20 protein-coding genes are annotated in these 23,373 nt (G+C 38.9%); 8 read left to right on the top strand and 12 right to left on the bottom strand.

Going from position 1 to position 23,373, the window contains the following annotated elements; all coding sequences use genetic code 11:
• Nucleotides 1-37: 37 nt before the first annotated feature.
• Nucleotides 38-445, bottom strand: a complete 408-nt coding sequence (locus ACS604_RS07130; RefSeq protein ID WP_174727567.1) for a nuclear transport factor 2 family protein — start codon at nt 443-445, stop codon at nt 38-40.
• A gap of 71 nt (nt 446-516) precedes the next feature.
• Nucleotides 517-2,541 (bottom strand): NADPH-dependent 2,4-dienoyl-CoA reductase, encoded by a 2,025-nt coding sequence (locus ACS604_RS07125; protein WP_005306100.1) that lies wholly within the window; start codon nt 2,539-2,541, stop codon nt 517-519.
• Between the two features lie 135 nt (nt 2,542-2,676).
• Here ACS604_RS07125 and ACS604_RS07120 point away from each other — a divergent pair, with 135 nt between their 5' ends.
• Together ACS604_RS07120 and ACS604_RS07115 are read left to right on the top strand one after the other, a co-directional pair.
• Nucleotides 2,677-3,237, top strand: a complete 561-nt coding sequence (locus tag ACS604_RS07120; protein WP_238611517.1) for a PadR family transcriptional regulator — start codon at nt 2,677-2,679, stop codon at nt 3,235-3,237.
• Nucleotides 3,238-3,239: 2 nt separating this feature from the next.
• Nucleotides 3,240-4,157 carry an alpha/beta fold hydrolase gene (locus ACS604_RS07115; RefSeq protein ID WP_474770973.1) on the top strand — a complete coding sequence of 306 codons (918 nt, stop codon included), beginning with the start codon at nt 3,240-3,242 and terminating at the stop codon, nt 4,155-4,157.
• Between the two features lie 46 nt (nt 4,158-4,203).
• Here the strand turns inward: ACS604_RS07115 and ACS604_RS07110 are convergent, their stop codons facing one another.
• From ACS604_RS07110 to argC, 6 genes are all read right to left on the bottom strand, one after another.
• Nucleotides 4,204-5,259, bottom strand: a complete 1,056-nt coding sequence (locus ACS604_RS07110; RefSeq protein WP_005306109.1) for a 3-deoxy-7-phosphoheptulonate synthase — start codon at nt 5,257-5,259, stop codon at nt 4,204-4,206.
• 424 nt (nt 5,260-5,683) lie between these two features.
• Nucleotides 5,684-6,046: a YnfA family protein gene (locus tag ACS604_RS07105; RefSeq protein ID WP_005306112.1), complete on the bottom strand. Its 363-nt coding sequence runs from the start codon at nt 6,044-6,046 to the stop codon at nt 5,684-5,686.
• A gap of 3 nt (nt 6,047-6,049) precedes the next feature.
• Nucleotides 6,050-8,326 (bottom strand): ATP-dependent Clp protease ATP-binding subunit ClpA, encoded by a 2,277-nt coding sequence (gene clpA / locus ACS604_RS07100; protein WP_005306114.1) that lies wholly within the window; start codon nt 8,324-8,326, stop codon nt 6,050-6,052.
• Between the two features lie 9 nt (nt 8,327-8,335).
• The gene (gene clpS / locus ACS604_RS07095) at nt 8,336-8,749 is read right to left on the bottom strand and encodes an ATP-dependent Clp protease adapter ClpS (RefSeq protein WP_002121129.1); all 414 of its coding nucleotides are present in this window, start codon (nt 8,747-8,749) and stop codon (nt 8,336-8,338) included.
• 9 nt (nt 8,750-8,758) lie between these two features.
• Nucleotides 8,759-9,517, bottom strand: coding sequence for a DUF6776 family protein (locus tag ACS604_RS07090; protein ID WP_081399502.1), 759 nt, complete (start codon nt 9,515-9,517; stop codon nt 8,759-8,761).
• Nucleotides 9,518-9,592: 75 nt separating this feature from the next.
• Nucleotides 9,593-10,648, bottom strand: coding sequence for an N-acetyl-gamma-glutamyl-phosphate reductase (gene argC, locus ACS604_RS07085; RefSeq protein ID WP_474770970.1), 1,056 nt, complete (start codon nt 10,646-10,648; stop codon nt 9,593-9,595).
• Nucleotides 10,649-10,832: 184 nt separating this feature from the next.
• Between argC and ACS604_RS07080 the strand changes: the two genes are divergently transcribed.
• Nucleotides 10,833-12,341 carry a hypothetical protein gene (locus tag ACS604_RS07080; protein WP_474770968.1) on the top strand — a complete coding sequence of 503 codons (1,509 nt, stop codon included), beginning with the start codon at nt 10,833-10,835 and terminating at the stop codon, nt 12,339-12,341.
• Here ACS604_RS07080 and ACS604_RS07075 read toward each other — a convergent pair.
• Complete coding sequence (locus tag ACS604_RS07075) at nt 12,338-13,018, bottom strand: YgjP family zinc-dependent metalloprotease (protein ID WP_474770966.1); 681 nt, start codon at nt 13,016-13,018, stop codon at nt 12,338-12,340. The genes ACS604_RS07080 and ACS604_RS07075 overlap by 4 nt on opposite strands.
• A complete protein-coding gene (gene rpiA, locus ACS604_RS07070; protein WP_474770964.1) occupies nt 13,018-13,689 on the bottom strand; it encodes a ribose-5-phosphate isomerase RpiA in 672 nt (223 codons plus the stop codon). Before rpiA ends, ACS604_RS07075 begins: the two co-directional genes overlap by 1 nt.
• A gap of 101 nt (nt 13,690-13,790) precedes the next feature.
• Between rpiA and ilvA the strand changes: the two genes are divergently transcribed.
• From ilvA to ACS604_RS07055, 3 genes are all read left to right on the top strand, one after another.
• Entirely contained in the window at nt 13,791-15,338 is a 1,548-nt protein-coding gene (gene ilvA, locus ACS604_RS07065; protein WP_474770963.1) for a threonine ammonia-lyase, biosynthetic, read from the top strand.
• A gap of 145 nt (nt 15,339-15,483) precedes the next feature.
• On the top strand, nt 15,484-16,134 hold the full coding sequence (locus tag ACS604_RS07060; RefSeq protein WP_004791972.1) for a potassium channel family protein: 651 nt from the start codon (nt 15,484-15,486) through the stop codon (nt 16,132-16,134).
• 17 nt (nt 16,135-16,151) lie between these two features.
• A complete protein-coding gene (locus ACS604_RS07055) occupies nt 16,152-17,489 on the top strand; it encodes a TrkH family potassium uptake protein (protein WP_004791970.1) in 1,338 nt (445 codons plus the stop codon).
• A gap of 38 nt (nt 17,490-17,527) precedes the next feature.
• Here the strand turns inward: ACS604_RS07055 and ACS604_RS07050 are convergent, their stop codons facing one another.
• Nucleotides 17,528-18,679 carry a phospholipase A gene (locus ACS604_RS07050; RefSeq protein ID WP_474770961.1) on the bottom strand — a complete coding sequence of 384 codons (1,152 nt, stop codon included), beginning with the start codon at nt 18,677-18,679 and terminating at the stop codon, nt 17,528-17,530.
• Nucleotides 18,680-18,699: 20 nt separating this feature from the next.
• Entirely contained in the window at nt 18,700-21,639 is a 2,940-nt protein-coding gene (locus tag ACS604_RS07045) for an insulinase family protein (RefSeq protein WP_474770959.1), read from the bottom strand.
• A gap of 380 nt (nt 21,640-22,019) precedes the next feature.
• Between ACS604_RS07045 and ACS604_RS07040 the strand changes: the two genes are divergently transcribed.
• Nucleotides 22,020-23,024, top strand: a complete 1,005-nt coding sequence (locus tag ACS604_RS07040; protein ID WP_004791963.1) for an adenosine kinase — start codon at nt 22,020-22,022, stop codon at nt 23,022-23,024.
• A 16-nt stretch (nt 23,025-23,040) separates the two neighbouring features.
• Nucleotides 23,041-23,349, top strand: a complete 309-nt coding sequence (locus tag ACS604_RS07035) for a Rieske (2Fe-2S) protein (protein ID WP_003652095.1) — start codon at nt 23,041-23,043, stop codon at nt 23,347-23,349.
• Nucleotides 23,350-23,373 lie beyond the last annotated feature (24 nt).

Genomic DNA, 23,373 nt, shown 5'->3' with positions numbered 1-23,373 from the left:
TATTAGTCTCTATCTTACTTAGGCTATTTTACTAAAATTATTGCGGTTGAAACTTGGCAATTCTTATACCCATTTGTTCAGCCAATGCTGCTAAGCCACTCATTGGACGAATCATTACTTCAAAATCAACAATTTTGCCTTGTTCATTAAAACGAATCATATCAATACCTTTTAATGACTTGCCACTGACATTAGCGCTGAACTCAAGCACTACATTCTCACCATCTTCTGTATAAAACTCACGATGATAAGTAAAGTTTTCGAACACTTGGATGACATTGGTAAGAATGAAGAAAACGACCTGCTTTCCTTCATAAGGTTTATAGGCAACCGGTGAACGAAAAACCACGTCATCTGCCAGTAAATCATTTAGATCAGACAAGTTACCTGCCTGAACCATGTGATGCCATTTTTCTAAAGACTGTTTTGTAGTTTCAAGTGGCATTGTTATTTTATCCTGTAATTTAACCAATGAAATTAGGGGCATTTCCGTATAAAGAAATGCCCATTTAAAATTTAGAGTACTGCTGCTAATTCAGCGCCTTGGCGTATTGCACGTTTTGCATCTAGCTCTCCTGCCTCTTTAGCACCACCAATTAAATGAACATTTTTTCCATCTGTTTTTAATTGGTCATACATTGCAGTGAAAGATTCTTGACCCGCACAAATCACAACATGATCAACCTCAAGCACACTCGGTTGCCCATCTATAGTGATATGTAAGCCCTGATCATCCACTTTGTCGTATTGAACCCCTGCAAGCATTTTAACTTGGCGATTTTTAAGGCCCGCACGATGAATCCATCCTGTAGTTTTACCTAAACCTGCACCCACAACAGCAGTCTTACGTTGCAGTAAATAGATTTCTCGTTCAGAAGTCTCAACTTTTGGCTGTTTTAAACCACCTACATGCTCATATTGAGTGTCAATTCCCCACTCTTCGTAGAATTTTTCTGGATTTAAACTGCCACTTTCGCCTTCGTGAGTGAGATATTCAGCCGTATCAAAACCAATACCTCCCGCCCCAATAATGGCTACACGCTGTCCCACTGGCACACGTTCTTTTAAAACTTGTAAATAGCTAAGTACTTTAGGATGATCAATACCTTCAAATTGTAATTGACGAGGTGTTACACCAGTTGCAACCACAATTTCATCAAAATTTGCTTGGCTCAACTCTTCATAAGTTGCTTTATGGTTCAAAATTAATTCAATGTTTGGTCGTAACTCAATTTGGCGAGCAAAGTAGCGTAAGGTTTCATAGAACTCTTCTTTTCCAGGAACAGTCTTTGCAATATTAAATTGGCCACCAATTTGATGACTAGCCTCAAAAATTTTAACTTGATGACCACGGTCAGCTGCATATACAGCAAAACTTAAACCCGCAGGTCCTGCACCAATAACAGCAATATTCTTTTGAACTTGTGCATCTTTAAAAATAAGCTCAGTTTCATAACATGCACGCGGGTTCACTAAACAAGTTGCAATTTTCATTGAGAAAATGTGATCTAAACAAGCTTGGTTACAGCCAATACATGTATTAATTTCATCACTACGGCCTTCGCTTGCCTTCAATACAAATTCAGCATCAGCGAGCATTGGGCGTGCCATAGAAACCATATCAGCATGACCTGATGCCAATACATGTTCAGCCATTTCTGGTGTATTAATTCGGTTAGAAGTAACTAAGGGAATAGAGACTTCACCTTTAAGTTTTTCAGTAACCCATGTAAACGCAGCGCGAGGAACTTTGGTCGCAATTGTTGGGATGCGAGCTTCATGCCAGCCAATCCCTGTATTAATAATAGTTGCACCTGCTTTTTCAATTTCTTTTGCAAGCTGAATCACTTCTTCAATACTTGAACCACCTTCAACTAAATCAAGCATCGATAGGCGATAAATAATGATAAAGTTTTCACCCACTAAAGCACGTGTACGCTTTACAATTTCAATAGGAAAACGAATACGGTTTTCGTAACTACCGCCCCATTCATCATCACGATGATTCGTACGCGCGGCAATGAACTCATTAATTAAATAACCTTCAGAACCCATGATTTCCACGCCATCATAACCCGCATACTGAGCAAGTTTGGCACAGTTTGCAAAGTCATCAATGGTCTGCTGCACTTCGGCAGAACTTAGAGCTTTTGGCTTAATTGGGTTAATCGGTGCTTGAATTGCTGAAGGAGCAACGTTATTTGCCTGATAAGAATAACGTCCAGTATGTAAAATCTGCATAGCAATTTTGCCCCCAGCTTCATGAACAGCTTGAGTAATCACTTTATGCTTTTCAGCTTCTTCAACCGTATCTAACTTCGTACCATGACTAAATACAACACCATCATCATTCGGAGAAACACCGCCAGTTACAATCAGCCCCACATCACCTTTTGCACGCTCAGCATAAAACGCAGCCATGCGCTCATATCCCTGCGGTGCTTCTTCTAACCCAATATGCATAGACCCCATAAGCACACGGTTTTTTAAAGTAGTAAAGCCTAAATCAAGTGGCTTTAATAAATGCGGATAAGCTGACATATTTTCTCCTTTGGCTAGCAATAAGCTTGCTAATGCAACTTGTTGCATAAATTTATAATCAAATTTTGACTTTTATGCAACATGTTGCATAATCTCATCAGTCACACTTTACTTTTGCTTACAAACTGGATTGCCATGTCACTTCCTCATGTTTTATTGACCAGCTTGCTTGAACGTCCAAGTACAGGGTTTGAACTCGCCCGCCGCTTTGACCGCTCAATGGGCTTTTTCTGGAATGCCACTCACCAGCAAATTTATCGTGAACTCAATAACATGCTTAAAAAAGGTTGGGTTTCCACTTTAGAAAATGAAATGGATAATGGTCGAAAAAAAACCTATCAGGTTGAACAACTGGGACGTATCGAACTCGCTTCATGGATGACTCAACAAAGTGAACCTGCCCAGCTTCGTGATGATTTAATGGTTAGATTGCGTGCTGAAGCACAATTGAGCAATAATCAGATATTACCTGAACTGTTAAGGCATCTTGGTCTACATCAAGAGAAGCTCAAACTTTATCAAAGTATTTATGATAAAGACTTTAAAGACAGCAATGATCTAAATGACCGTGTGTTATACATCCATAAAATGATCTTAGAACTTGGAATTACAATGGAAAGTGAATGGATCAAATGGTTGGAACAAGTCATCCCTCAATTAAAACGCTTTGCTCAAGATAGCTTAGCCGGAGAATAGTCATGCCATATTACACCATGCCCGATCGGGAAAATTTATTTGTTCGTCGTGTTGGTCGTGGTGAACCAGTTTTGGTTTTATCTGGTCTTGGCATGCAAAGCTGGCAATGGCTCCCTTTTATTTATGCAAACCGTAAAGAATATGAGTTTATCATTCCAGATTGGCGTGGTTTTGGGGGTTCAAAGAACTGTGCAATCCCTGAACAAGATGCAATTTCTAGCCACTGGCAAGATGTCGCCCATTTAATAGAACAATTAAAACTCGATAACTTTATCTTGATGGGTTATTCAATGGGTGCTACAACGGCCATGCATGGTATGAAGCATGCTCATCTGGCGCAGCAATTAAAAGCCTATTTGCATATCGATCAAACGCCGAAAATATCTGTGGATTCAACATGGGAGTATGGTCTCTTCGGTCCTCTACATATCCAGTTCAAACAATTATTAAATGATATCTATCAATTATTATCAAAGCACAAAAATGCTAAATATCTTTATGAATTAGCGCTACCAAATCGACAAGAACTGGTTCGTCTTTGGGTAGATTTTATTGAACTACAAAGTAGCAATCCATTTAGCCCTTTAGTTTTTAAAACAGCACTCAAACAGCCATTTCTACAAAAATACTTATTACCAATTCAGCGTCTAGATTATTTATTTTGGTATGTCGAAAATTATCTTTATCACAATGAAGATTATCGTGAGGCCATTCAACAGTTACAATGCCCAACAACCTTCTTTATTGGTCGCAACTCGACGCTTTATCCAGAAACCGGACAGACACTTATTGCCCATAGTGTTGAACACGCAAAAGCAATATATTTTGAGCGCTCAGGCCATACACCTTTATTAACCGAGCCGAAAAAATTTGGGCATGAAATTACTACATTCTTATCAGAACTAAAACATGCTTCTTAAAAAATAAAGGGATCTGTTCGCAGATCCCTTTTTAGTCGAAAAATGATTAAGCAGAGTGAGCTAACTCTTTCACTTTTAATTGCTCAGAAACACTTAACAAAAGTTGCTCAGTTTTTTCCCAACCTAAACAACCATCAGTTACGGACTGCCCATAAGTCATATCACAAGAAATTTTTTGGCTACCATCAACCAAATGACTTTCAATCATGACACCCTTTACTTGGGTTTTTAAACGTTCAGCAACGATTTGCTGTAAAACTTCTGGCTGACGCAACGGATCTTTACTGCTGTTACCATGACTACAGTCAATAACTAATGCAGGAAGATTTTGTTTGTGTTTTTCTCGTATTGCTTGAATTGAAGCTAAATCGTAATTTGGCCCATGATTTGCTCCACGCAAAATTAAGTGTGGTAATGGATTGCCAGCGCTCTGAATTACTGAAGGTAAGCCTTGTTGATTCATTCCTAAAAATTGATGCTCATTTTGTGCTGACTGAATTGCATCTAATGCAATCTGAATTGAACCATCCGTACCATTCTTGAAACCAATGCTGTATGGCATGTGGCTTGATATTTCACGGTGAATCTGAGACTCGCTGGTACGAGCACCAATTGCGCCCCAAGCCAATAAATCATCAAAATAACCTGTTGCCATTGGACTTAAAATTTCACTCGCAATGGGCAAACCCTTTTCAATAATTTGAAGGTAAAGTTCACGAGACTTTTCTAAACCAAGTTGTAAATTTGATGAACCATCTAAATTTGGATCATACATGAAACCCTTCCAACCCACAGTTGTACGAGGTTTTTCAATGTATGCACGCATTACGATAAAAATCTGATCTTTTACTTTTTCTTGTAATTTTTGCAATCTTTCAGCGTATTCAAGTACTGCAACCGGATCATGAATTGAACAAGGCCCTGTAATTACCATTAACCGAGGATCGTTGCCGTTAAGAATATTTTGAATAGTTTGGCGATGTTCGGCAATTTGACGCACGAAAGAATGTGCAAGCGGATATTTTGCTTTTAACTGGACAGGTAAACTAACTGGTGTTTCTTTTGTATTGCTTTGTGTCAATAAAGTATTTAGGGCATTCATTGGTTTTTCCTTGGGACTGCAATCTATTCAGTCCGATCATTTATTTAAGCGTTTTGGATCTATTCGTTGGTAAAGGTAAGCAAAAGTAAAACCAATAAAAGTTGCTAAAGTATGAATAAGTCATGTTGTTCATTTTAAGTTCCTCGATTCAAAAAAGATAAAGCATAAAAAAACCTGATCGGGGTTGCCGATCAGGTATTAACTGTGATGGGCAACTTTCTCATGCCCGAATACGCTCAGGCAACTATCTAAATTGCCAAAAGTAATAGTAAGCGTTAGTGTTCACAGATAGATTTAACATCTTTATCTCAAATATTAAAAAATGTTCCTTAAATCTAAAATACGCATTGTTGAGAGCTTTGACAAGTCTTTTTTTAGAAAAAACTTCTTATTTTCACGCTTAAGATTTGATTCATTCATTGTGTTAACGAATCAGCCCTTGAGGTTGTAAAATAATTAAGCCAGCTCCACACAGCACGATTAGACCACCCAATATATCCCATCTTGTTAATCCAACCTGGTCCACAAAACGCAACCACATGAGAGCAGTAAAAATATAAATACCGCCATATGCAGCATAAATGCGCCCGGAAGCCGCTGGATGTAAAGTCAGCAGCCAGACAAAAACAGCCAAGCTCAAAGCTGTAGGTAGCCACAGCCAAGCAGACTTGCCTTCTCTTAAAATCAGATAAGGGAAATAACAACCAAGAATTTCAGCAATTGCTGTGATAATAAATAACCCGAATACACTCAGTATTCGGGTTATAGCAAGACTATCAATTAACATAAGTTACGCTGGTTCTGCCGTATGATGATCTTCAAAAACTTCAAGTTTCAAGCCTACTGCTTTGCCATCTTCATTTTTCACTGATACAGCCACATTACCACCATGATCTGCAAGTTCGCCAAACAGAATCATTTCAGCTAGTGGTTTCTTCAAGTGTTCTTGAATGAGACGTTGCATTGGACGTGCGCCCATCAAGCGGTCATAACCATTTGTTGCCAACCAATCACGAGCACTTTGATCCACATCAAGTACAACTTGCTTGTCATCTAGTTGTGCTTGCAATTCTGTTAAGAATTTATCAACCACAGACTCAATCACAGTTGTTGGTAATGACTTAAATTGGATAACACTATCTAGACGGTTACGGAACTCTGGTGAGAAAGCGCGTTTCATTGCTTCTTGGTTATCAGAACTATGATCTTGTTCAGTAAAACCAATACTCGCACGAGAAATACTTTCTGCTCCAATATTCGTAGTCAGGACAATAATAACGTTTCTAAAGTCTGACTTACGTCCGTTGTTATCCGTTAAAGCACCATGATCCATAATTTGTAGCAACAGATTAAACACATCTGGATGTGCTTTCTCAATTTCATCTAGCAATAAAACACAGTGTGGGTTCTTATGAATCGCATCAGTTAATAGCCCACCTTGGTCATAACCCACATAACCTGGAGGTGCACCAATCAAACGTGAAACTGCATGACGCTCCATATATTCAGACATATCGAAACGAACAAGCTCTACACCTAACAATTTTGCTAGCTGTTTAGTCACTTCGGTTTTACCAACCCCTGTTGGGCCAGCAAAAACAAAACTACCTACTGGCTTATCTGGTGATTTCAACCCAGCACGAGACAACTTGATCGCTGAGCCTAAAGCGGTAATCGCCTCGTCTTGACCAAACACAACGCGTTTTAAATCACGCTCAAGATTTTCAAGCACTGACTTATCATCTTTAGAAACAGTTTTAGGCGGAATACGAGCAATCTTAGAAACGATATCTTCGATATTCTCTACCGTAATCAAACTATCATCGCTTTCAGCTTTCAAACGACGCTGAGCACCAGCTTCGTCAATCACATCAATTGCTTTATCTGGCAAGAAACGATCATTAATGAATTTAGCAGAAAGCTCTACCGCTGATACCAATGCCTTATCGTCATATTGTACGTGGTGGAAATCTTCAAATTTAGATTTCAAGCCACGCAAAATATCAATTGTTTCAGCAATACTTGGCTCATTGACATCAATTTTCTGGAAACGACGTGATAACGCATGGTCTTTTTCAAAAACCTGACGATATTCTTGGAACGTCGTTGAACCGATACAACGTAAAGTACCATTAGCCAAAGCCGGTTTGATCAAATTCGAAGCATCCATTGTGCTACCCATACTTGAGCCTGCGCCAATGATCATATGAATTTCATCAATGAATAAAATCGCATTTGGATTTTTCTTCAAAGCATTAAGCAATTGTTTTAAACGTTTTTCAAAGTCACCGCGATATTTGGTCCCAGCAACTAATGCACCAATATCTAAGCTATAGACTTCAGCCTGACTTAAAGGTTTAGGTGCCTTACCATTCACAATTAACCATGCCAAACCTTCAGCAATCGAGGTTTTACCAACGCCCGGATCACCGACAAGTAATGGATTATTTTTGCGACGGCGGCACAGAATTTGCGCTGTACGCTCAATTTCTTTTTCACGGCCAATAAGTGGATCAGTTTTGCCTTTTTGGGCTTCAACATTTAAGTTCAGCGTATAAAGCTCTAATGGTCCTGCATTGCCCGCACTAGTTTCACCCTCAATATCTTCAACTTCTTCTTCAACTTGCACTTCATCTTTACGTGTCCCATGAGACAAGTATTGAGTCAATGTTAATCGATTGATTTGATGACGTTTAAGCAAATACACAGCAAAAGAATCACGCTCTGAATACATTGCGACCAAAACATCAGCGCCTTCAACAGTACGATCACCGCCACTTGATTGCACGTGGAAAATAGCACGTTGCAAAATGCGGTCGAAACTTTCTGTTGGATGAGGCGCTTGCTCGCTATTTTCGCCAAGCTTAGGAGTATGTTGTTCTACATATTCTTCTAATTCTTTACGTAAAGAAACGATATCAGCCCCACATGCTTTTAAAGCATTCACGGCCGAATCGTTATCGAGTAGTGCTAATAATAAATGTTCAACTGTAAGAAACTCATGTCTCTTTTGACGAGCCATGCTAACAGCCAAACGTAATGATACTTCTAATTGACGACTGAGCATGTAACCCCCTTATGCTTTAGGCTCAATCTGGCAAAGTAATGGATGACCTTGCGATCGAGCGTAATTATTAACAAGGTTTGCTTTGGTCTCCGCGATGTCTCTTGGATATACCCCAGCAATACCTTTACCTTCATAGTGTACTGTTAGCATTACTTGAGTTGCTTGGTCAAGATTCATTGCAAAGTATTGTTGTAAAATTTCAATTACAAAGTCCATTGGCGTGTAATCGTCATTCATTAATACGACTGCATACAATGGCGGACGCTTGAGTTCAGGAGGTGCTGTTTGTACAACAACCTCTCCGTCATGATCTTCGTTTTGCGAATCACTTAAGCGTGGATGGAAGTGCCAATCGACATAACCAGACTGCTGAAAAGAAGCCTTAATATCTTTTAAGTTTGTTTGACGCTTATTTGTTCGCATAGGATGTTACTATTGTGAATTTGCTTCAGCTTGAGGAATTTCTGCCACGAAAGCAGAAGATGTTTCGACAGGTTTACCACGCTGCCAACTAAAACGTTTAATAACTGGTGTATCAGAACCGCCTGTTAAACGTACCTCAATAAATTGAGGTGTAAAACCTTTAGGCATCGTCCAACGACCTGTTAAGCGCTCGAAGTCAGTAAAGTTAAAGCTTTTAGCTTCAAGTGGTACAACTAAAACTTCTGTATCTTTAATGAGTCTTATCTCAATTGATCCTGAAGCACGGCGCTTACTTGGGCTTACCTGTACGAGATCCAACTGATATTCATAAGCATTTTCAGGCAGAGGTTTAATTGCCAAATTTTGAATGGTCAAGCTTAAACCACCGCGCTGCCTCAAGATCTCACGGTAGATATTACTCATACCTTCTTGCTGCGTTTTATCAGCATTAGCCTGATTAAGAGCTTCAAACAGATCATTTGCATTTGTTACAGCAACATCACGCTCTTGTACCGCAGCGTTCAGGCTTTTATTAACTGCATCTAAAGCTGTTTTCTGCTTTTGCACCACTTCAACCAATTGCTCTGCATCTGCATCGTAACCTACAACAGTTAAACCTTGACGGTGTCCAATTGTATAGCCGAGTGCAAGACAACCACTCATTAAAATAGCCGCACCAATAAACAAAGGTTTATTAGTATTTAAAAAATTTTTCTTTTGCAACGAACTTTCTGCCGAAGTCGTCTGTCCAGAGTTTTGCATCGTCATCTCAGTGTTTAAGATCAGAGTCAAGACACACATTTAAATCGAAATTTAAATGTGTGTGAAGCAAAAAAGAGTTTTTTATGGTAATAAACCAATCCCTTGTAAGCCTTCATCTTCATCAAAGCCGAACATAAGGTTCATATTTTGTACAGCTTGACCAGATGCACCCTTCACAAGGTTATCTTGTACCGCAAGAATAATAAGTTTATTCGGCTGCGGCTTATATAAAGCAATACGAAGCTCATTCGCACCGCGCACACTACGTGTTTCAGGCGAACTGTTAGCAGGCATCACATCAACAAATTTTTCATTTGCGTAAAATTGTTCATACAATGCCTGAATATCAGTTTGTTTTCCAGTTTCTGTCAAATCGACATAAATTGTGCTGAGCATACCGCGAATCATTGGAACTAAATGAGGAACAAACAGGAGCCCTTCAAAGCCACCCTTTTGCCCAGAAATATTTTCTAATGCTTCAACAATTTCCGGATGGTGACGGTGACCCGCAACGCCATAAGCCTTGAAGTTATCAGCATTTTCACTATAGATCATGCCTAAGCTTGCTTTACGGCCAGCTCCAGAAACACCTGACTTCGCATCAATAATAATATTTTTTGTTTCAATCAGTGCTTGCGCTGATTTCAAAAGTGGTGCCAAACCTAATTGAACGGTAGTCGGGTAGCAACCAGGGTTACCTATAACTTGCGCCTGTTTAATTTTTTCGCGGTTTAATTCAGCCAAACCATATACTGAATTTTCTAAAACATCTGGGCACGCATGTTCCATGCCATACCATTTCTCAAACTGCTCAAGATTTTGTAAACGAAAATCAGCAGCTAAATCAATCACTTTAGTACCAGCAGCAATCAATTCTTTTGCATGCTGCATCGCAACACCATGCGGTGTAGCAAAAAATACAACATCACATTTTTTTAAATCATCAATATTTAAATCAGAAAATTGAAGATCAGTATGTCCACGTAAATTAGGGAACATATCTGCAATTGGTTTGCCCGCTTCTGTACGTGAAGTAAGAACTCGAACCTGCGCTTTAGGATGTCGTAATAAAATACGTAATAGTTCAACGCCTGTATAACCCGTTCCACCAACAATTCCGACAGAAATCACGTGCATTACCTCAATTTTTGAATCTATACTTGTGCTGTAGTATGACAGGATGTCCAAGCTTACAAAACCATTTCATGCTTGGTAATTTTAATTTTTTTAATTTTAGCGACAATTAGATAGCACTTATTCAACTGTCAGAACTAAACAAATATCAGCAAATAAATATCAGATTTAATTTTGGAGAGCTAGGATGCTTCATCAATCAAAAGAAACAAAATTACGCACTTACCTTGGTTTAAGCACATTAATTTTAAGTGCTGCACTTGTAGGCTGCGGAGGTGGAGGCAGTAGTAGTGGTAGTTCACCAAGCACTCCAACACCTGTTGATCCGACTCCAGAGGCAACAACTGATGTTACTGTTAAATCTCCTCTAGAAATTCGTAATATCCAATTTAAAGTATATGACAACACCACTAACTCTGTTTTAGTAGATACTTCAATTGCGAGTTTAAACAGCTTTAATGTCAAAATTCCTACTGCTAAGTTAAGTCGTTTATATCGTGTAGAAATTACGACTCAAAATTCATCTCAAGTATTTGATCCGATTACTTCAACATACCAAAATTTCTCTGGTGTTTATCATGCGTTTATTACACCAAACAGTGTAAGTGGTAGAACCCTATTCATCAGCCCAAGCAGTGAAGCGGTTTACCAACGAGCTGTGATACGCTCAGGACAACTTCCTCAAGAAACGATTGACCCAACCCGCATTGAGCAATTGCATGTAGATTTAGCTTCTCAAGATGTTTATAGATCTCTTCTTAATGCATTCAAAGATGCCGGTATTCCAAGTTTAAGTCCAGCTAACTCCCTCATGCAGTACTCCTCTATAAAACCTAGTACATACGTGGATACCTATCTTAGCTTGGGCTACTTACAATATTGGTCAACTGTTCATGGTGGAACAACCACATACCAGGAGCTTATTAAAAGTTTGGCAACCGATTCAAAAGATGGCTTTTTAGATGGGAAAAAACTACAAGGTGATCAAACACCCTTCACGCCTATTTTCCCACCTGCTCCAGATAATCTTGATCCAGTCAAAAATACACTGTTAGATATCGCAGCTAATCAAAAAGCTACACGCGATAATTTTGCAACCAATTTAAGAACATCTACCTTAGAATTAGCTAAGGCTAATTCACAACAGCTTTTAGATCAGACGGGTTACGATCTACTGGATAAAAAACAATATTCAGGGGTCGTACCTGTCGGAAATACGACTGACTTTTTCCGCATAGATGGTGCTGGTGATTATCGTCGTGCTGTAGGTTTTAGCGGCATTACAGCCACTTGCAACGGTTCTGCATATCCTTGCAAACAAGGTTTGACCAGCATTAATCTTTCCGACCCCAAACTACCTGCTACAGACTATCTAGTGGGTCATTACGAAGACACTGCAACAGGTTGCCAGCTTAATTTCCGTGCGAATGGTCAAATCGAACTTATTAAAGGATCACAGACTTATCGCTCTGCTTTAAGTGCGGACAGTACAGATAATTTATTGCAAACAGATGCTGCAAGCTCAAGTTATTTACTCAATTCAAGTTCCGCCGAACCCAATAACTCAACGCAGCAATACAACTTTATACAATTATCGATTAAAGCAAATAAAATCGTGAGTGCTAAAGCAGGTTTAGACAGCCGAAAAGCACCAGATAACTTACAAACACCACAACTAGAATGTAGTTTTGGTTAATTTGAGACATACCACCATGCAGGCAACGGATTTGATTTAAGTTGTCTGCGGTGTTTTTGAAAATATGGATCGTATTTTTCAACTTCTGCCCAAAAAGCTGGGCTATGGTCAAAATGTTTAGTATGAGCTAATTCATGAATAGCCACATAACGAGCAATCTCGTGTGGCATCAACACTAATCCTGCATGTAGCATAATATTATGCTGACTACTACAACTTCCCCAACGAGTTTTCGGACGGCGAATTGTACATTCTCTATAAGCCAAATGAGTGTGTTCACTTAATTCGTTTAAAAGTTTTGGCAATTCTTGTTTTGCAAACGCAATCACTGCACTTTGTAATGCCAAATATGGCTGTGTGTCCTTAAGAAATAAATAACTACTTTCCCAATCGAATTGAAAAACTCGATGCTGCTTTTGAACAATGACCTGAAATGGATGTTGTTTATTAAAGAAGGAAATCTCGGAAGGAATATCAATCGAAGCTGATTGGACGTTTTGTTGTTTATCCCACGTCTCGGTCAACCATTGTTCAGATTGAGCCAAAAATTGTTGAATTTGTTTTTTACTACAAAACAAAGGAACTGTGAGGCGGATTGAGGCAGGCTCAACACGTAAGCGCAATTTTCTTGCTCTTACGTGTCGAACAATTTTAATTTCTGGCATTTCCACAGACATTACTGTGCAGTACGCTCTTCAATACCATTATTTGTTGCAACAATTGCAATCGTTGCTGGGTTTAATGCAAAAATACCATTAGTCACAACACCCGGAATATTGTTAATGGTTTTTTCCAGATCAATTGCATTTAAAATATTAAGATTAAATACATCTAGAATTACATTACCGTTATCTGTTACTACGCCTTCACGATAAACTGGGTCCCCCCCCAAACTCACCAACTTACGAGCCACAGCAGAACGAGCCATTGGAATAACTTCTACTGGAAGTGGAAAATCACGTCCGAGTTGATCAACCCATTTTGAATCGTCAACAATACAAACAAATTTCTTAGCAATTGAAGCTACAATTTTTTCACGTGTTAATGCAGCACCGCCACCTTTAATCATATGCATATGACGATCAATTTCATCTGCACCATCAACATAGGCATCTAACCCCCCCACATGGTTCATATCGACAACTTCGATGCCTAATTTTTCAAGGCGATCAGCAGTTGCTTGAGAACTTGCCACAGCAGCTTCTAATTGTAATTCAGGTAATAAATCAATTAGAAAGTTTACTGTACTTCCAGTCCCAACCCCCAAAATGCCACCTTTGGGTAAGTGTTTTAAAGCAGCTTTCGCAGCTGCTTGTTTCTTTTCATCTTGGGTTGCATATAGACTCATGACATCACTCAACTATTTTTTGACATTTATGCACCAATAATCGGCGCAAATGCACAAGGGTTTGCTACAATAATTTCCTATTTTAAACTGTTATAGGGAAGATGAACATGCTGTCTCGTGTGGTACGACAAATTTTACAAGCAACGGTTTATGATGTTGCAATTGAAACGCCTCTCGAAGCAGCTCCACGAATTAGTCAAAAATTAAATAATACAATTCGTTTTAAGCGCGAAGATTTACAGCCTGTTTTCTCTTTTAAATTACGTGGTGCCTATAACCGTATTAGCCAGTTACCTAAAGAACAACTCGAACGCGGGGTAATTTGCGCCTCTGCTGGTAACCACGCTCAAGGTGTAGCATTGTCAGGTCAACGCTTAGGAATTCCAGCAATTATTGTTATGCCAAGTACCACTCCTGACATTAAAGTTCAAGCAGTTAAACGCTTGGGCGGACAAGTTGTGTTACATGGTGATAGTTTTGATGTAGCAAATAAATATGCACAACAACGTGCCGAAGTTGAAGGCCTTGTATTCATTCCACCCTATGATGATGAACTTGTTATTGCTGGTCAAGGCACAATTGCAAATGAAATCTTACGTCAATGGCGTGATGTAGAATATGTGTTTGTTGCTGTAGGTGGTGGTGGCCTAATTTCAGGCGTAGCCGCTTACCTTGGTGAAGTAGCACCCCATGTGAAAATTATTGGCGTTGAATATGAAGAGTCTGCATGTTTAAAAGCAGCTTTAGAAGCCAATGAGCGCGTAATCTTGCCGCATGTAGGCTTGTTTGCAGATGGTACAGCTGTTGCACAAATTGGTGCTTTACCATTTGACATTATTCGTCTGCGCAAATCTGATAACTCAGGCCCAATTGTTGATCCAGATATTGTGACGGTAAATACAGATGAAATCTGTGCTGCCATTAAAGATACGTTTGATGAAAACCGCAGCATTGTTGAGCCATCTGGTGCAATGGCCCTTGCTGGGATCAAGAAATATATTACCGAACATAAAATCAGCAATAAAAATATTGTATCGATTGTATGCGGCGCCAATATGAATTTTGACCGCCTACGTTATATTGCTGAGCGTACCGAGCTAGGTGAACAACGTGAAGCCATTTATGCAGTGACCCTACCTGAAGAAAAAGGTGCATTCTTAGGCTTCTGCCGTGCTTTACATGGACGCAATATTACTGAGTTTAACTACCGCGCAAACAATACAGATGAAGCGCAAGTATTCGTCGGTATTAGCCTAAAAGGTGGTGATGCAGAACGTCATGAAATTTTAGAACAATTAAAGCAACAAAATTATGTAGTAGATGACCTCTCTGATGATGAGGTTGCCAAACTACATATTCGTTATTTAATTGGTGGTCATGCAAATATAGATGATGAAAGATTGTTTCGTGTTGAGTTCCCAGAACGTCCAGGCGCCCTTTTAACCTTCTTAACTCGTTTAGGCCCAACCCATAATATTACGTTGTTCCACTACCGTAATCATGGCGCAGCAGAAGGACGTGTTTTAGTAGGTTTACAAGCAACCGATGCGAAACAGAACCCTGATGGTCTAATTGAAACTCTTGAGCAGATTAGTTATCCGTATGCAGAAATTACGAATAATATCGGCTACAAACGTTTCTTGAAATAATTTTCAATTTTGATGAATAAGCCGACAAATTTGTCGGCTTATTCATATAATTCTTTTAATATTCCTCTCATATTTACATTGCCTCTCTTTATCTCAAAGAAAATTTCCTTAAAAATAAACGTCTAATCAGGAAACAAGGATCAATATGGCACAGTTTGCAGTCATTGGCTTAGGAAGTTTCGGAGCAACTGTTGCTCAAGAGCTCACAAAATTAAATCATGATGTTATTGGCATTGATACGGTAAAAAAGAATGTTGAAAATCTTGCCGACGTTTTAACTCATGCCGTCATTGCCGATGCGACTGACGAACACGTGCTTGACGAACTTAACATTCAAAATTGTGATGCAGTTGTGGTCGCAATTGGTGAAGATATTGAAGCAAGTATTTTGTGTGTACTGAATTTAAAAAATTTAGGTATGGATAAGATTTGGGTAAAGGCAAAAACCAAAGCACATCACACCATTTTGTCTCACCTCAATATCAATAAAATTATTCACCCTGAAGAAGATATGGGTGTACGAGTTGCTCAAGCACTGAACTATCCAATGGTTAGTCGCTATATGTCTTTAGAAGACGATCACTACATTATAAAAATTGAAATACCTGAGAAACTTAATGGCATTAACTTATATGGCATTATGCAGCAAGCATCACAAGTTAAAACATTGCTCGTAAAAAGACAGCAGCAAATTTTGTTTGAGACCGAAGAAAATTTCACCTTGCAAACGAATGATATTCTTATTTTAGAAGGTCATTTACCGCAGTTAAAGAAACTTTCTAATTGCTTCATATAAGAGGCGAAATCTAGAATATGTCTATATATCCCAAGCCCCATAAAACATTAAATTTAAGCCCTCCTTCACTCTTGGCCCTGGGGTTTCTAGGCTTTATTATTTTTGGTACTTTACTGCTTAAATTGCCATTTGCGAATACAGGCAATGTCAGCTGGATGGATGCACTTTTTACAGCCACCTCAGCAGTTACAATTACTGGCCTATCTGTTTTAAATATTCATGAGTCTTTTACCCTCTTTGGGCAAACCATTATTTTATTGTTGATCCAGTCTGGCGGTTTGGGTTTTATGACCTTTGCCATCTTAGCTGCATTAAGTTTGTCACCCAAAGTTGGTCTTAAACAACAAATGATGGCTCAAGATAGTCTAGGTCAAACGAGCCTATCAAAAGTTACTTTTGTTGCTAAAGGAGTTGTCACTTACACCCTTATTTTTGAGCTTATTGGTGCAATTATTCTCACTACTGCTTTTACACCAACATATGGGTTTGCACGTGGTCTTTACTATGCAGTTTTCTATAGTATATCCTCGTTCAATAATGCTGGTTTTTCACTATTTTCCAATAGTTTAATAAGTTTCCAAAGCAATTATATGATTTGTATAACTGTTAGTGTACTTTACACTTTGGGTGGTCTTGGCTTTTTAGTTCTCATGGACATTAAGCAAAATAAAAAATGGAAAAAACTCACCCCGAATAGCAAGCTGATTCTTACAACCATTACAGTGATTAATCTAGTTGCCTTTATTTTAATATGGGCTTTAGAGGCTCAAAATCCTCATACACTAGGAATGCTCAGTGTAGGTGATCAAGCATTAAATGCTTGGTTTCAAGCCACTGTTCCGCGCTCATCAGGGTTTAATACTATTGATACAGGTGCAATGACCAATAGCAGTTCTTTACTCATGATGTTACTGATGTTTATTGGTGGCGGTTCACTGAGTACAGCAGGTGGAATCAAAGTTGGAACCTTTGTCATTTTAGTGCTGAGTGTAATTTCATTTTTACGCCGTACAGATGAAATTAGAATATTTAATTATTCAGTCGCACACGAAACGACTTACAAAGCATTAGCAGTGACTGCTATTACGAGCATACTCATCTTCATGGGCTTCTTTATTCTTTTACTTTTAGAGCCTAAAGCAGATTTTATGAATTTGCTTTTTGAAGTTGTTTCAGCAGCATGTACCGTGGGTCTCTCGCGCGGAATAACACCAGATTTACATAATGGTAGTTTATTTATTTTAAGCCTCCTCATGTTTGCTGGACGGCTTGGTCCTTTAACACTGGCTTATTTAATCGCTACTCCTAAAAAAAGTCGACTCAAACACCCTCAAGCCAACATTCAAATTGGATAATAAAAAAGCCGCTTCAAAAGCGGCTTTTTTATAGCTGTTTAGTACCAATTCAATAGTGATACACCCAAACCAGCATAAGTTGCTCGATGGTTATAATCAATTAAGCTTTCCCCATAACCATTAAACAATTGGAAGTGTCCACGTAGTTTGCCACTGATTGGAAAAGCCCAATCAAATTGAACAGCACCATGAGAGTCATCACCACCTTTCAATGAATGACGCAGCATTAAAGAGAAGTCATTTTCCTTCCACTTATAAAATGCTGTTAAATCACCACGTCCGATGTAATTTTCCATATCTGGATTATTATCATCTTTGCTGTCTTCTTCGAGACGAATCCATGGACGTAACATTAAAGCAAAGTTACCGCGCTCTAATCCGACATTAAAAATTACCCGGTTCCAGCTACGCGATAAAGGATCTGAACGCCCATTTGACTGGTGGTTTAAAGTAACCCCAAGCAAACGACCATCTAAACCAAACAATTCATAGTTCGTTCTAAACATTAAACTTGCTTCAGGCTCATAATTCGTTTCACGGAAAGGACGAGACTCTTCTGCATTGAATGTTTGCCAACGTGAAGATTGTGTATACCCTAGCCACAAATCGCCATTATTGCCAAAAATATTTTCCCAAGCTTTGGTTTTCAAAGAAATCTGAAATTTACTTTCTGTTGATTTCAGATTTTGATCTTCTGTCACCGTATTATTTGGGTTAGGACTATGTGGAAATTCATTTTTGTCACTGGTCCAGAATACAGGGAGCAAATAGACTGGCTGATAAGCACGAATGTTCCATACACCTAGTTTACTTTTTTCAGACAACTCCCAACGTTGATCTAACAAAGAAGTAGTAGGTTCAATTTTTGGTGCTTTACCAATGATTTTGATATTACTCACCGTATCTACCACCTTTTCTTTAAAGGTTTCAGGTGGCACAGCAGGTGTATCAATTTTTTTAGCAGGCTCAGTTACAGCCGCAGCTTGAATAACTGGTAAAGCTGACGGTTTAAATACAGAGTCATAACAAGCCAGACGATCGGCATTCGAAGCAAGAGCAACACATGCATCTACTGTCGCGGGGGTTACAGGTGCCAAGGTGTCAGCATATGTCACAGACGCACACAAACAGCTAAGCACGATTCCCATGCTTAGCTGTAAAGATGTGCGTTCAAATTGTCTGAACGCCATGTTCATCTCCAATTTTTATTTTAATTAACTTGTTGAATGGTAAAACCTAAATGCTGCAATTCATCACGTTTGGCAAAAGGTGCAACTACAGCTTTTACAGGAGTTTGCTCAACCAAATATTGACGAGCAACACGTTGTAAATCATCTAAAGTTACATGCAACAATCTCTCACGCAAGAGACGGCGGAAAGCTGGTGTTCTTGCATGCAACAAGGCATAACACGCAGTAATCGCCTCGCCCGCTGGTGAACCTGGCTTATCCATACTTGCAACTAACCCAAGAATCGCTTCTTCAAGCTGATGAGGCTGTTGTTCCACATTTAATAGCCATTGCACACTTGCTTCAAAGTCTTTAAAAGTTTCTGCTAAACGTGGGTCACGGTAACTATAGAAACGGAATGAACATGCATTCCCATCATAACTTGCTCCACCACCGTACGCACCGCCTTTCTCACGAATGGCGCTGTGTAAGAAGCCATTACGTAAATAAGCTGCCAATACCATTAACGGAGCTGCATCTGGATGGGACACATCCACCGCCTGATAGGCAGAAGCACAGAACTGAACATTTGCCTGAATTAACCATGCTTCATGATTATTATCATTTGTCTGTTCTACGTGAGTTAACTCTGTTGCGGTTGCATCAACGTTTAGTTTATCCCAAACATTCTGCACTTCTTCAACCAAACGTTCAGACTGATGTTCTTCACATACAAGCAAGAACTGTTTAGGTGCTTGCAATAATTTACGATGAATACGTTTTAATTCTGCAATCAAATCATCATATGCAGCAGAGTCTTGAGTAATCTTAGTAACAAGCTCGCTTAACCAGTTTAATGCACCTAAACCAGTGTTTTGATAGTCGCGTTGAGCCAATGCACTCATATTACGTGATGCGATTTGCATTGCGTAACTATGGCCCGCTCCAGATAAGCGAGATTGCCAACGTGTTTTACGTTGTTGCAATAACTCAATAATTCGCTCTTTCTCATCAAATCGAAGCTGTTCAAATGCTAATTTTAATAAATGAATTGCATCAAACTTCTGAGTTAACGATTTAGTCGTTAAGGTTAACCAAGCACTAATTTTATCTTTGTCGTCAACTTTACTACGCAATGAAGCGCCCATTCCTAAACCACCACTTACAGCTGTTTGTAAGTTTTGTAGTTCAAGATAGTCATATTCACCTGCACCTACTTCACCCATTAAGATAGAAAGCAAATTGAAATAAGGTGACTTCACAATATCATCAGGAATCTGAATGAGTACTTGTTGATAGTAAATACCGTTCGTACCAGCATGGTACAGATTCAACGGCGTATCCATACGATTACAAAGAATTTCACGTAACTGCCCCTGCACAATATGCAAGTCAGCAGGTACATCTTCCAAACCTACTTTTGGTAATAGTTCAAGGTTATCAGGCGTATCCTGACGTTCCTCTAGCGCCTTGGTATTAGCAACAATTTCAGCCTTATCAGCATCTGTTAACTTTTCACCAATAGCAGCTAAACGTGCTTTTTCTGCTTCTTGTTCCTTTACAGACTTAGTTGGGTCTGGAACTAGAGTCATTTGCACACGATGTGGGTTGTCAAGCAAATGTGTTTGAATCAGATTTGATAACCACATTGGGTCTTTCAACTCTTCTTTAACTTGTGCAATTGCGCTGTCAACATCCCAAATTTGAATTGGGTCGTTGTGGTGAATCGCACCACTTAAGCCATTTAAAATTAAACTTAAGCCATAAGGTGTACCGTCACCATTAATTTCACGCTGATGCAACTCGATCTGATGCAAGATTGCATCGACTAAATTACTATCAATTGGCTTTGCAGCAACATCACGCAGAATATTTAAGACACCCTCTCTAAAGCTTTGTGCATGTTCAGGATTTGAACCTTGAACACCACAGTAGAAAGTCATTTCAAAATTACTGTCGTCTACGCCCATTAATGGACCTGTTGATTGAGCATAACCACAAGTTTCTAAGTAATGACGCAGTGGTGAAGCTGAATTTTCTAACAAAATTCCTTCAACCAAACGCATTCCCAAACGCAATTTCACATCATTTGCTTCTGGTAATAACCAAGATAGAACATGATAAGTTTTATCTTTTAAATCATCACTATCAACACCATAGTTTTCTGTTACTTCAATTGGTGCTGCTAAACGTTTTTCCGGCTTAGAATATAGAGTTGTTCCAGCAGAAAATTTATGCAGAGCTAGTTTTTCAAATTGCTCTTGTAATTCATATGCTGTTTGATTACCAAAGGTCATGAAAACAGCATTACTTGGGTGGTAATGTACCTTATAAAAATCGACTAACTGCTCATACGTTAAATCAGGAATATCTTTCGGGTCGCCGCCTGAGTTGTAATGATAGGTCGTTTCAGGAAATAAATGATGAGCCAACTGATGATAAAGTTGGTCAGACGGTGCACTCATCGCACCTTTCATTTCATTAAAAACCACACCTTTATAAACAGGTTGTCCATTTTCTAGTTCAATACGAATACCTTCTTGAGCAAAATCAAGCGGATTCAAATTAGCAGCAAATGCCGCATCAAGATAAACAGAGAGTAAGTTTTGGAAATCTTTTTTGTTTTGAGTAGCAAATGGATACGCAGTCCAATCTGCTGCTGTAAAAGCGTTCATGAACGTATTTAAAGAACGGCGAATCATCAAAAAGAACGGATCACGTACCGGAAACTTTTCAGATCCACACAAAGCGGTATGTTCTAAAATATGTGCCGTGCCTTTAGAATCCATAGGCTGTGTTCTAAAAGCAACAAGAAATACATTTTCATCATAGTCAGTTGCCAAGTGATAATGCACCGCGCCTGTGACTTTATGCTTATATTCAGACACTAAAATATCTAATGCTTCTACATGGTGCTGACGTAGCAACTGAAACGCAGGGTGAACAGTTTGAGAAATGGTTTCAGTGACATCTACAGTCATGTGATCTCCTAACATATCGGATAAGTGAATAAGTCTCATTATAGCCTGAGTCAGCTTGAGATTGGCGAACAAAAGCCAAGTAAAATACTATGTTTTTGTTGAGTATTAGTTTTCATTGCCACGGCTTTGATATCAAGCACATAGCCATGAACGTTTTATCCTACCAGAACAAAAGGTTTTAATTCTATTTATACGATAGATATTAAATAAAAAGCTTATCAATTTTATATCAAGGACCTATCCTTTAATCCCACGAATATTCAAACAACAATATTTCTCCATTATTTTTTGAATTAACTGAATTTTATTCAACAAACTACAGCAAAACCAAGCAATGGTGTAAACTTAGCAACCTGATTTTTTTATTTGTGACAACACATATGGCAACTGTAGATCTTTTTGCAATTGGTAATGCATTAATCGACCAAGAATTTAAAGTGTCTGATGATTTTCTGAATCAACAAGGCTTGCAAAAAGGCACAATGCAGTTGTCCGATGGTGACACTCAAGCTGCTCTTTATGCAGAGTTAAAACAGCACCAAGACTACAAAGGTCAAGCAAGTGGTGGTTCTGCTGCGAATACTACTGTAGCCTTTAGTGCATTAGGTGGAACTGCTTTTTATGGTTGCCGTGTTGGTAACGATGATTTAGGTTCAATCTATCTGCAAGGTCTAAATGAAGCTGGCATTAAGACTACTCCAAAATCTATCAGTGAAGGTGTGACAGGTACTTGCATGGTACTCATTAGCCCTGACTCTGAACGTACAATGCACACCTATTTAGGTATCACTGCTGAACTCTCTCAAGATCAAATCGATTTTGAACCATTAAAAACAGCAAAATGGCTTTATATTGAAGGCTATCTTTCTACAAGTGAAACAGCGCGTAAAGCTGTAAAACAAGCAAGAGAAATTGCAAAAGCAAATGGTGTTAAAATTGCCCTATCTCTTTCAGATCCTGCAATGGTGCAATACGCTCGCGAAGGCTTGGAAGAACTTATGGATGATGGCGTAGATTTACTATTTTGTAATGAACAAGAAGCCTTAATGTATACAAATACAACATCTGTAGAAGATGCTCTTGCCCAATTACGTTTTAAAAATCATACAGTAGTCATTACACAAAGTGCTAAAGGTGCTTTAGTTTCTAACCCTACCCAACATTTCCATGTGGCAGGCCGTCATGTAGAAGCCGTTGATACAAATGGTGCAGGCGATGCATTTGCAGGCGCATTCCTTTATGCCCTCAACCATCATCAAGATTTAAATGCTGCTGCACAGTTAGCTGTCTTAATTTCGAGTGAAGTTGTTTCTCAATTTGGTCCACGTTTAGCAATTAATGATTATGCTAAACTTCTTGAAAATTTTCAGAAGGAATGTGCTTGAAATGGAAAGGATCTGTATGACGGAAGAAGTTCCTGAGCGTGAAGCTAGAGCTTTTGACACTTTACAAGGAACAACTATTTTCGTTACGCAACGTGACGGCGCATTCTATGCTTATCAGAATTTATGCCCTCATTTGCAAACTGAGCTTGAATATTTAGAAAATCAATTTCTTGATCAAGATCAAGAATACATCCAATGCTCTACTCATGGTGCTTTATTTACCGTGGAAACAGGTGAATGTATTTCTGGACCATGTTTAGGCGATTTTTTAAATAAAGTTGAGCTTAAAGTACATTCAGATGGCGGTATCTATATCGTAGACTGAAGCTATAAACATTAGAGTTTCTGC

It is taken from the genome of Acinetobacter sp. Li1LvA2 (assembly GCF_056156705.1).
The sequence above is the reverse complement of the archived record's forward strand: the minus strand, read 5'-3'. Positions and strand labels throughout refer to the sequence as shown.